The sequence below is a fragment of the Kitasatospora sp. NPDC058243 genome, assembly GCF_042882025.1.
GTDB lineage: Bacteria > Actinomycetota > Actinomycetes > Streptomycetales > Streptomycetaceae > Kitasatospora.
Genome location: NZ_JBHVWW010000092.1, coordinates 23471 through 30962, shown reverse-complemented (window position 1 = coordinate 30962; position 7492 = coordinate 23471). Strand labels below are relative to the sequence as shown.

At 76.2% G+C, this 7492-nt stretch carries 7 protein-coding genes; 3 read left to right on the top strand and 4 right to left on the bottom strand.

Features of this window, described 5'->3' with window-relative positions; translation table 11 throughout:
• Nucleotides 1-43: 43 nt before the first annotated feature.
• A complete protein-coding gene (locus ACFVX9_RS36690) occupies nucleotides 44-592 on the bottom strand; it encodes a helix-turn-helix domain-containing protein (RefSeq protein WP_380425065.1) in 549 nt (182 codons plus the stop codon).
• A gap of 93 nt (nucleotides 593-685) precedes the next feature.
• Between ACFVX9_RS36690 and ACFVX9_RS36685 the strand changes: the two genes are divergently transcribed.
• Nucleotides 686-1528, top strand: a complete 843-nt coding sequence (locus ACFVX9_RS36685; RefSeq protein ID WP_380378783.1) for an alpha/beta fold hydrolase — start codon at nucleotides 686-688, stop codon at nucleotides 1526-1528.
• A 76-nt stretch (nucleotides 1529-1604) separates the two neighbouring features.
• On the opposite strand, the gene lanL is transcribed toward ACFVX9_RS36685, so the two are convergent.
• The 3 genes from lanL to ACFVX9_RS36670 all read right to left on the bottom strand — a co-directional run bounded on the left by lanL (nucleotide 1605) and on the right by ACFVX9_RS36670 (nucleotide 5239).
• Nucleotides 1605-4148 (bottom strand): class IV lanthionine synthetase LanL, encoded by a 2544-nt coding sequence (lanL, locus tag ACFVX9_RS36680; protein WP_387986217.1) that lies wholly within the window; start codon nucleotides 4146-4148, stop codon nucleotides 1605-1607.
• A gap of 37 nt (nucleotides 4149-4185) precedes the next feature.
• Complete coding sequence (locus tag ACFVX9_RS36675) at nucleotides 4186-4353, bottom strand: SflA family class IV lanthipeptide (RefSeq protein WP_380378787.1); 168 nt, start codon at nucleotides 4351-4353, stop codon at nucleotides 4186-4188.
• A 223-nt stretch (nucleotides 4354-4576) separates the two neighbouring features.
• Complete coding sequence (locus ACFVX9_RS36670) at nucleotides 4577-5239, bottom strand: helix-turn-helix domain-containing protein (protein ID WP_380378788.1); 663 nt, start codon at nucleotides 5237-5239, stop codon at nucleotides 4577-4579.
• A 282-nt stretch (nucleotides 5240-5521) separates the two neighbouring features.
• Here ACFVX9_RS36670 and ACFVX9_RS36665 point away from each other — a divergent pair, with 282 nt between their 5' ends.
• A complete protein-coding gene (locus tag ACFVX9_RS36665; protein WP_159398302.1) occupies nucleotides 5522-6382 on the top strand; it encodes an NAD(P)H-binding protein in 861 nt (286 codons plus the stop codon).
• A gap of 230 nt (nucleotides 6383-6612) precedes the next feature.
• On the top strand, nucleotides 6613-7425 hold the full coding sequence (locus tag ACFVX9_RS36660; protein WP_387986212.1) for a slipin family protein: 813 nt from the start codon (nucleotides 6613-6615) through the stop codon (nucleotides 7423-7425).
• Nucleotides 7426-7492: the final 67 nt, after the last annotated feature.

Here is a 7492-nt window from a genome sequence, read left to right as displayed (position 1 = left end):
GCCCGTACGAGCACCTGCTCGTACGAGCCGCCGCCGTTTCGGGCTACTCCACCGGGGACGGTCCCACGGCGGGGAAGAGGATCGGGCTGAGCAGGTACGGCTCCCGGCCCGGCGCCGGCCCGTTCGCCAGCCGAGGTGCCAGGACGGCCCGCAACTCGCCGCCGAGCTCCGCGAGTTCCGCCGGGTCGAGCCAGCACGTGCCCTGCCGGTAGGCCACCCCCTGGGCGGCCGGGTCGGCGTCCTCGCGGTCGAGGTAGGCGTTGAACTCGGCGATCAGGACGGCCATCGCGGCGGCGAAGCCCCGGCGGTGGTCCTCCCGCGTCATCGCGGCGGCCGCGGCGTCGTCCACGACCGGGCGGTCCTCGCGCAGCCGGTAGTGCCGCTCGACGGCGCCGCGCACCCGGCGCTCCTCGGCGACCTCCAGGAAGCCGGCCTCCGCGAGCAGCGCGACGTGCCGGTACACCGTCACCTTCGACACGCCGGACAGCCGCTCGCACAGCTGCGAGGTGGTGAGCACCTGCCCGCCGGCGAGGGCGTGCACCACGCGCAGGCGCACCGGGTGGAGGAGGAGGTCTACCGCTTCGAGGTCCATTGCCCAACGATTTCACAGTCGCTATCATTATCAAAGATGAAAACAGTGCGTCCGGGAGACGACCCGGGTGCCGGTTCCCAGGGGGGAAGCACCATGCGCCAGACGAACGGGCGGGCCATCACCGTCAACGGGCGATCGATCCACGTCGAGGAGTCCGGCCACGGTACGGACGTCGTGCTCTTCGAGTCGGGCCAGGGCCTCGGCCGCGCCTCCTGGGACCCGGTCCTGCCGCTGCTCGCGGACCGTGCCCGGCTGGTCGCCTACGACCGGGCCGGCTTCGGCCGCAGCGCCCGCACCGACGCCCCGCTCGACCTCGACGACCTGGCGGCCGACCTGGTCGCCCTCGCCGAGGCCGTCGCCCCCGACCGGTTCGTCCTGGTCGCCCACAGCATGGGCGGCCTGGTCGCCCGCCTCGCGTACCGGCGCCTCGCGCCCCGGCTGCGCGGCATCCTGATGGTCGACACCACACCGGAGACCGCGCCCGCCTTCGACGCCATCGACCAGATCGCCCGCCGCGTCGACCGCACGCTCGCCATCGCCCAACCCCTGGTCCGCAGCCGCCTGGTGGCCCGTCTGCTCAGCGGCACCGCCCGCCGGGTCTTCCCCACCGACACCTACGAGACCATGCTCGCCGAGGACTTCGTCCCGGCCGGCCTCGCCCAGACCCGCCGCGAATTCCGCGCCGTCGCGGCCGCCGTCCCCCGGCTGCGCGCCGAACCCCCGGCACCCCCCGGCTGCCCGACCGTCCTGCTGTCCGCCGACCGCCCCCGCCGAGGCGGCGAACGCACCCACCCCGCCCTCCAGGAACACCAGCGCCGCTGGACCGAAACCCTCCCCGACGGCCGCTACGAGACCGTCGACGCCGGCCACTTCATCCAGGGCGAGCGGCCCGACGTGGTCGCCGCCCGGATCCGCGAACTCCTCGACCGCAGCTGAGCGGTGGGCCACCGGGCGTCGGTCGACCGGCCGCAGAACGTCCGCCCGTCCGACCCGATCGCCGGCCTCGGCCGGTTCAGGCCGACGGCAGCAGTCCGGGCACCGGGCCGCCGCGACGGGACAGCCGGCGCAGGAAGGTCAGCACTCCGGGTGTCCCGACCGCCCAGGCGCGGGACTCGGCGGTCGGGTCGCCGCCGGGGAAGACCGGGCGGCCCGCCGGCCCGCCGGCCCGGGTGAGGAGCAGGGCTGCCAGTTGCTCCGCCGCGTGCCAGTGGCGGGGGTCGCCGGTGGCCGTGGCGAGGTCCACGAGGAGGTCGCCGACTCCGGCCAGACCGCAGCAGCGGACCACCAGGGCGGTGCGCGGGGCGAGCGTCCGGCAGGTGTCGGCCGCGTCGGCGGCCAGGGCGAGGAGGGCGTCGTCGCCGTACTGGATCCCGGCCTGGACGAGGACCGTGCCGAGGCCGGCCAGGCCCCGGCACCAGGAGAGGTAGCGGCGGGTCGCCCCGGGCCGCAGGGCGGCCGCGTTGAGGCGGGGGAGGTCGGCGGCGAGTCCGTCGACGATGCGGCGGGCGGTCCGGCAGGACGCCTCGTCGGGCCGGGCGAGCAGGAAGTGGGCGATGCCCGCGCGGCCGTGCGCGAAGCCCTCGGCGAGGGCGGCGGTGCCGGGGTTGGGCGCCTCGCCGGGGTCGTCGAGGGGCCGGGCGGTCAGTGCCGTGGCGCACGCGGCGGCCGCCGCGAGGTGCCGGTCGGTGTCCCGGCCGAGGGCGGCGAGCAGCAGGTGGGCGGTGCCGAGCCCGGCCGCGCCGGCGATCTGGTCGGTCCCGGCGGGCTCGTGGTGGCGAAGGTACGGGGAGTTCGTACCGGGCGGCGCCGTGCCGAGGGTGTCGGCGGCCCGGGCGAGGAACAGGTCGGCCCCCGCCCGGCCCTGGTAGAGCGAGCCGTCGAGGCGGTCGAGCGCCGGGTGGGCGGCCGTCCAGTCGGCCAGGGCGGTGGCGGCGGCCCGGGCGTCGGGGCGGTCCGCGTGCTCCAGCAGTTCGAGGCCGAGGCCGGCGGCGCCGTCGTAGAGCGACAGCAGGGTGCGGGGTTCGCCGGCGCGCGGGTCGGTGGCGACCAGCTCGCGGGCCATCCGCACGCAGGTGCCGACGGTGTGGTCGACGGCCTCGTCGAGCGGGGCCCGCCGCGGCCCGGCCGAGCGCCGGGCCGGGGGGCGGCCGAGCGGCCTCCCCTCCCGCAGGCCGGCGGCGGCGGCCGCGCGCCAGGCCCGGTCCGGGCTCACCAGGCCCGTGACCAGGGCCACCGCGGAATCCGCCGAGTCCGAAGGCCCGGGGAGGGCCGCGCGCAGACAGGCCAGGGTGCGGTCGCGGTTGGTCGCCGGGTCGGGGTCGATCACCACCGGGTCGAGGCCGGTGAGGGCGTGGTGCAGCGTGGTGCCCAGCGCGTAGTAGTCCTCGGTGGGGTCGGTTCCGGTGGCGCCGGGCAGCCCGTAGCCCGCCGTGGCCCCGGGCGGGCGGGCGCCGTCGAGGGAGCTGACGCCGAAGTCGACCAGCGAGCAGCGGCCGGCGGCGTCCAGCACCACGTTCGCGGGTTTCAGGTCGCAGACCACCACGCCGCGCGCGTGCACCGCGTCCAGGATCCGCAGCAGTCCGCGCGCCAGGCGCCACCAGTCGCGCCCGCCGGTGCCCGGCCGCAGGTCGTACGGGCCCGCGGCGAGGACGTCGCGCCGCAGGTCGCGCGGCCCGCACGCGCCGCTGACCAGGTACTCGTCGGCGCCGTGCCGGAAGTAGTCGACCAGCGGCGGCACCCCGGGCACTCCGGCCAGGGCGGTGAGCACCCGGCGTTCGTGCCGGAGCCGGCCGCGCGCGTCGGTGCCCGCGCCGTCCTCGCCGACGTGGGCGCGGGCCTGTTTGACCACCACCTCGCGCCCGGTGGCGAGTTCGACCGCGCGGTAGACGTGGCCGTTCGGCGAGCGGGTGATCCCGGCGGTGATCCGGTACCGGCCCTCGCCGACCCGGGTGGTCGGCGGCCGGGCGGCGGCCGCGACGGGCGCGAACGGGTCGCTCGCCCAGGGCGGTTGGCGGTAGCGGGCTTCGGCCAGGCCGGGGAAGACCGCCCCGTCCGGGCCGGTCATGCCGTAGTCGGCGCCGTCGTCCGTGACCCGGAACAGTCCGTAGCGGTAGTAGACCGGCGCGTCCGGCCGGAGCCGGAGGTCGCTCACCACCCGGGGCCCGGCCCAGCCGGCCAGCGCCCGGGCCAACTCCGTTCCCAGCGCGACGAGGTCCGCCTCGTCCGGGTAGACCGTGACGGCCTTGCCCACGGCCGCGGGGCCGCGCAGCCCGCTGTTGAGCTCCCGCAGCACGGCCGCGCCCGCCGCGAACTTCGCGTCGCAGGTGCGGCGCAGCAGGATCGGGACCACCGCGTCCAGCAGCTGCGGGAGTTGGCCCTGCCGGGCGGACAGGTGGAGCTTCCAGCCGTGGGCGCGCGCCGGCATCCGCGGGTCCTGGAGGTACCACCAGTGCCCGTCGGTGTGCAGCGGGCGGCGCGGGCCGGGCGCGGCGGCCGCCAGGTCGGCGACCCGGCGCCGCAGGGCCTCGGCGGAGCCGGGGTCGGGTGGTGTGGTCATCGCTCCGCCCTCCCCCGGTCCGCTTCCTCGGTACGGGTCAGCAGTCCACGGCGCAGTCGAAGCGCGTCGGAACGTAGGTGACCCACGGGTCGGCGAGACACGCGACCGGGGCGAGGTCCGCGTCGTGCTCGTCCTCGAAGACGATGACGTCCTCGTCGATGTCCAGCAGGCCTGCGTCGCGGATCTCGGTCACCACTGCGCTCATGGGTGGTTCCTCCCTTGGGGGTTGGACCTGCTCTTGCGGATCACGCCGGGCGCGCGGGACACCTGGGCACGCTGATCCGACGTGACCCGCAAGAGGGGGCCTGGGCCGGTGTTCCTTGCGGTTGGCGCCTCATGCTAGCCACGCCGACCGGTCCGCGACAGGGGTACGACAACGCCAACTCGGCCGCTCAGCACCGCGATTCCCGGCGACCGGAACGGACCGTTCAGTCACTCACCAGGCGGCGGCCGGTGATCTCGTCCGGGCTGATCCGGATCCAGCTGGTCCGGTCGCCGCCGGCCCAGGGGATCGCGCCGGGGAGACCGACCAGGTGGTGCAGGGCGGCGGGGTCGTGCACGTGGTGGGCGGTGCCGAGGAGGAGGACGCTCCAGCCCCGGCCGAGGTACTCGTCGATGTGGTCGATCTGGAAGGAGAGCGCGGTGCCCTCGGCCGGGGCGCCACGCTCGGTGGTGCGGTAGGCGATGGTGCCGTCGTCGACGACGTAGTTGACGGGGACGACGACCGGGCCCGGCTGGAGCGGCAGGGCGATGCGTCCGACGCCGTGGGTGCCGATCAGCTCCCAGCACTCGGGTTCGGTGAGGCCGAACAGCCGCGGGTGCGGGCCGGGGCCGCCCTGGCCGGGCGGGGCGTCGGCGCGGCCTTCGAGCAGTTCGCCGCGGCTGAGGCCGAGTGCGGCGGCGATCCGGACGAAGCCGCCGGGGTCGAAGGCCGGTCCGGCTTCGAGCAGGTAGTGCAGGTAGCGGGGGGCCATGGCCGCCTGGTGGGCGAGGTCGTCCTCGCTGAGGCCGAGTTGTTCGCGCCGCTCGGCGATCCGGCCGGCCACGGCGGCGGGTTCGGCCCGGTCGACGGCGTCAGGGGTGTCGTTCACGGTGGTGGCTCCTCGGCTTGCCGGCGGGTGCCCGGGGTCGCGCCCGGCGTCGTGTCCCGGTCGTGTCCGGGCGGTGACCAGGCCGGATCCATCCAAGCGCCCGGCGTGCGCCAAGTCGAGGAACGGCGGGGCGCCGTGCGTGTCGGCTCGGGGCGAACCGTGGCCGGCCCACCCGACCGGCCCGAGCCCGGCGGGCCCGACCTTGATCGGCTCCGCCCCGCCTGCGATCATCGCGCTGACGTCGAATCAGGTCGGCGTCCGCTACGGGGAGGAGTGCCATCCGTGATCGTTGTGACGGGTGCCACCGGTACGGTCGGGTCGAAGGTGGTCGTGGGGCTGCGCGAGCGCGGCGAGGCGGTGCGGGCGCTGGTGCGCGCCGGTTCGCCGGGCCCGGCGGAGTGGGACGACGCGGTCGAGCGGGTGGCCGCCGACTTCTCGGATCCGGCTTCGCTGGACGCGGCCCTGGCCGGGGCCGACGTCGTCTACCTCCTGGTGGCCGTCCACCCCGAGATGGCCGCCCACGAGCGGAACGTGATCGACGCGGCCGTGCGCACCGGCCGGCGGCCCCGGATCGTGCTGCACGCGGCGGCGGGCGTCGAGCAGCGGCCGGAGGGCGTCCGCTTCGTGGGCGCGCACGTCAGCGGCCTGGACCACCTGCGGGCCTCCGGGCTGCCGTGGACGGTCGTGGCGCCGAACGGCTTCCACCAGAACGTCCTGGGCATGGCCGCGGGCGTCCGGGCCGGCACCCTCGCGGCGCCGGGCGGCGAGGGCGCGGTGTCCTACGTGGACGCCCGGGACGTGGCGGCGGCCGCCGTCGAGGTGCTGGCGACCGAGGGCCACGAGGGCGCGGTCTACACCCTGACCGGCCCGGAGGCGCTGTCGCACGACGCCTTGGCCGAGCGGCTCGCCGCGGTCGCGGGCCGCCCGGTGGCGTACACCGCGCTGGCACCCGAGGCGGCCCTGGCCGGAATGCTCGACGCGGGCTGGGACCAGTGGCGCGCCGAGGGCATGGTCGAGCTGTACGGGCTGTACGCGGCCGGGTACGCCGCCGCCGTCAGCCCCGACGTGGAGAAGCTCACCGGCCGCCCGGCGCGCTCCTTCGCCGAGTTCGCCGCCGAGCACGCGGCCGCCTTCGCCGGCTAGGAGGGTTCCAGGACGCCCGTGGTTCCCGCCACGGGCGTCAGCCCGCCGCCGCCGGGGTGGCGCGGTCGCGCCGGACCGGCGGAGCGGACGGCCCGTCAGGATCCCCGGCGCACGCGGCTGTCGATCCCCGCGGCCGGGGCGCATACTGTCCTGCGCGGCTCGCACCCGCGCGACAGGGCCCGCTCAGGACCCGGCCCGGGCTGCGCCGCTACGGGGAAGGTCGGACGAACGTGGCAATTGTCGTTCTCGTCGTCGTGCTGGCGCTGTTCTGGCTGATCACCGGCGTGCGGGTGGTGCAGCAGTACGAGCGCGGCGTGGTGTTCCGGCTCGGCCGGGTGCGCGAGCAGGTCCGCCAGCCGGGCCTCACCCTGCTGGTGCCGGTGGTCGACCGGATGCGCAAGGTCAACGTCCAGGTCGTCACCATGCCGGTGCCCGCCCAGGAGGGCATCACCAAGGACAACGTCTCCGTCAGCGTCGACGCCGTGCTGTACTTCCGCGTCGTCGAGCCGATCAAGGCCACGGTGGACGTCCAGAACTACTCCTTCGCGATGCTTCAGGTCGCCCAGACCTCGCTGCGCTCGATCATCGGCAAGAGCGAGCTGGACGACCTGCTCTCCGGCCGGGAGAACCTGCACCAGGGGCTGGAGATCATGCTGGAGAGCCCGGCCACCGGGTGGGGCGTGCACATCGACCGGGTGGAGATCAAGGACGTCAGCCTGCCCGACTCGATGAAGCGCTCGATGGCCCGCCAGGCGGAGGCCGACCGCGAGCGCCGGGCCCGGATCATCACCGCGGACGGCGAGTTCCAGGCCGCCGCCAAGCTCGCCGAGGCCGCCGTCACGATGTCCGAGACCCCGGCGGCGATGCAGCTGCGGCTGCTGCAGACGGTGGTCGAGGTCGCGGCGGAGAAGAACTCGACGCTGGTGCTGCCGTTCCCGGTGGAGCTGCTGCGCTTCTTCGAGGCCTCAGCCGCCCGGGCCGCCGAGGGGGGCTCCGCGCCGGCGCCCGCCGTCCCGGCCCAGGCGCCGTCCGACGCTGGCTGACGGCCCGCCCGCACGACCACGGCCGGTCCGGGGCCCGCCCCTGACCGGCCGTCGGCCATCGACCTGA